Raw genomic sequence first — 2663 nt, forward strand, 5'->3', positions numbered from 1 at the left:
GCCGGGCACGGCCCCCGTCTCGCCCGGGATCACGCGGCACCGGCCCACCCGGCCCACCCGGTCCGCACGGCCGCCCGCCGCCCGCCGCCCGCCTGCCGGCTCCGGCCGGGGGCGCGGCCCGGCCGCCCGCCTCGGCGGGACCCGCGGGCCCTGCCGAGGCGCCGTCGCACATCACCCCTGTCCGCCCCGCCCCGCCCCGGCTGAGGCTGAGGCTGAGGCTGAGAGAGTGTCGGGTGATTGATCAACTCCTTGGCGTGATGCGCCGGCGGTGATCTTCGCAGTCGAGGGGCGCACGAAGATCACTGCCATGTGCGTCTGTTCGTGCAAGCCGTCCCACGACTCGTCGTTGACGGATGCCCGGTGGGCGGTGATCGAGCCGTTGCCGCCGGAGCGGGATCCGCGCCACGGTGGCCGCCCGCTGAGGTTCCCTCGCCGCCCGGTCGTGGACACCGCGTGGTACGTGCTGGTCAGCGGATGTGCGTGGTGGCTGGTGCCGCACGACCTCGCCCCGTGGGACGCGGCGTACCGGTGGTTTCGTGCCGGGCCGGCGGACGGGACCCGGGACCGGTCCACGACGTGCTGCGCGAGCGGGTCCGGGTGGGCGACGGGCGGGATCCGCAGCCCTCGGCGGCGGTGCTCGACTCGCAGCCGGCTCGCAGCCGCCAGGGCGGACAGGCGATCGGCTACGACGCGGGCAAGCGCGTGCGGGGCCGTCAACGGCATCTGCCGGTGGACGCCTGCGGGCTCGTGCTGCGGGCGGTCGTGCACTCGGTCTCCCTCCGGGACCTGGCGGGCGCGAAGCCGGTCCCGACCGGTATCCGTGAGCGGTTTCCGCAGGTCGGGCCGGTCCGGGCCGACGGCGGCTACGTCAACGTCGTCGACACCGGCCTGGTCGGCCGGGCGTCCGAGGGCGAGAACCCGGAGATCGTCGCGGTGCTGCGGAACGCGGATGTGAAAGGCTTCCGGGTGCCGCCCCCCGGGCGGATGGGCGAGCGGGAATTCTCCCGGCCGGGCGGTGCAGACGGTCGGCACGGGACCACGGGCGCAAGACCGCGCACGCCGAAGCGATGATCAAGGTCGCCGTGATCCGGCTCATGGCCGCCCGCCTCGCCGGCGAGGAGATCGAACCGCGCGGCCCCATCGAGACCGGAGCAGCCCGCCGTCTCGCCGACGACCTCAAGAACGAGCAGTCACCCGGTGACCCGACACTTTCCGAGGCTGCGGCTGCGGTGACGGCCCTTCAGTGGTACTGGGCGATCTGGATGAGGTTGCCGCAGGTGTCGTCCAGGACGGCGATGGTCACCGGTCCCAGTGCCGTCGGTTCCCGGGTGAAGCGCACCCCCAGCGCGCGCAGCCGCTCGTACTCGCCGTGCACGTCGTCCACGGCGAAGGAGGTGGCCGGGATCCCGTCGGCGGCCAGCGCCGCCACGTAGGCCTTGGCCGCGGGGTGGTGGTCGGGTTCCAGCAGCAGTTCGGTGCCCTCGGGCTGCTCGGGCGAGACGACGGTCAGCCAGCTGTGCCCGCCGAGGGGGACCTCGGTCTTCTTCACGAATCCCAGCACCTGGGTGTAGAAGCGCAGGGCCTTGTCCTGGTCGTCGACGAAGACGCTGGTCAGGTTGATCCTCACGGGGGCTCTCTCCTCCGGTGTACGGGCCCGGGACGGCGGCCGGGGCGGCGGCGCGCCCGGACGGCCCGGGGTTCGGTTTCGGCTCCGGCCTGGACCTGGGCCTGGGCCTGGGCTCCGGCCTGGACCTGGGCTCCGGCTTCGGCTTCGGCTTCGGCTTCGGCCGGTGGGACGGACGGGGACGGACCCGGGGCCCGGCCGCCGCGTGCGGGGCCCGCCGCGTCTGCCCCGTCAGGGCATCGTCCGTCACCGCCCGCCCCGGGCACGTCACGGCCCGCCCGACACACGGGAACGGCCCGGCCCGGGAACGGGAACGGCCCCGGCGGCGGCCCCGGGGCGGGGCGGCCCGGTGCGGGCGTGGATGCACGGGACGGGCGGGGCCCTACAGGGCGGACGGGGCCGTACGGGACAGGTGGGGTGCGACCCGCCGGAGGTTCACCCGCACGAGTGATTGTTACGCGGCGCGCACGCATGGACACTCACCGTATACGGAGGGCTCGTGGGGGCTCTCCCGTCGCGAGGGGAGCCGTCATGGCCGCAGCCGAGTCTTCCGCCTCCGGGGTGCCGCACATCGCGGACAGTTCACAGCCCGCCGACCAGGACCAGGGCCTTGCGGCGATCGGCGGCAACGTCGGCGCCGTGTGGCGGGGGTGGTGGACGTGGACCCCGGGCAACGGGACCTTCAACCTCCAGATCCCCTGGAACGTCATCGGGCCGGACTCGACGGTCGTCATCACGGCCTCCGAGATCAACGCCAACGGGGTCCGGTTCGTCGGCGCCGCGCCGTTCCAGGTGTCGAGCATCGCCCCCGGCAGCGGCGTGGTGACGTTCAAGATCAGCATCGGCTGGAGCAGCGCCCTGCCGATGCGCACCGACGTCCTGGTCTTCAACTGAACACCGGCCCGCGGCCGGCACCATGACGGCCGCACCGCCACCACCCGCCCCCGGGGGGGCGCGGGGGGGCGGGCCGGCCCCCCGGCGGGGGGCGGCGCCGCCCCCCGGGGGGGCGGCCCCCCCCCCCGGGGGGGGGGGGGGCGCG

At 75.3% G+C, this 2663-nt stretch carries 2 protein-coding genes and 1 pseudogene; 2 read left to right on the plus strand and 1 reads right to left on the minus strand.

The annotated features are described in order from the left end of the window. Positions 1-307: 307 nt before the first annotated feature. Positions 308-1187, plus strand: a pseudogene (locus tag ACFV0O_RS15515) (IS5 family transposase); the annotation flags it as partial. 53 nt (positions 1188-1240) lie between these two features. Here ACFV0O_RS15515 and ACFV0O_RS15520 read toward each other — a convergent pair. Beyond that, positions 1241-1627 (minus strand): VOC family protein, encoded by a 387-nt coding sequence (locus ACFV0O_RS15520; RefSeq protein WP_360262716.1) that lies wholly within the window; start codon positions 1625-1627, stop codon positions 1241-1243. Between the two features lie 528 nt (positions 1628-2155). On the opposite strand from ACFV0O_RS15520, the gene ACFV0O_RS15525 reads away from it, so the two are divergent. Next, positions 2156-2518: a hypothetical protein gene (locus ACFV0O_RS15525; protein ID WP_380341400.1), complete on the plus strand. Its 363-nt coding sequence runs from the start codon at positions 2156-2158 to the stop codon at positions 2516-2518. Positions 2519-2663: the final 145 nt, after the last annotated feature.

The sequence above is a fragment of the Kitasatospora sp. NPDC059577 genome (assembly GCF_042735475.1).
In the GTDB taxonomy this organism is placed as follows: Bacteria; Actinomycetota; Actinomycetes; order Streptomycetales; family Streptomycetaceae; genus Kitasatospora.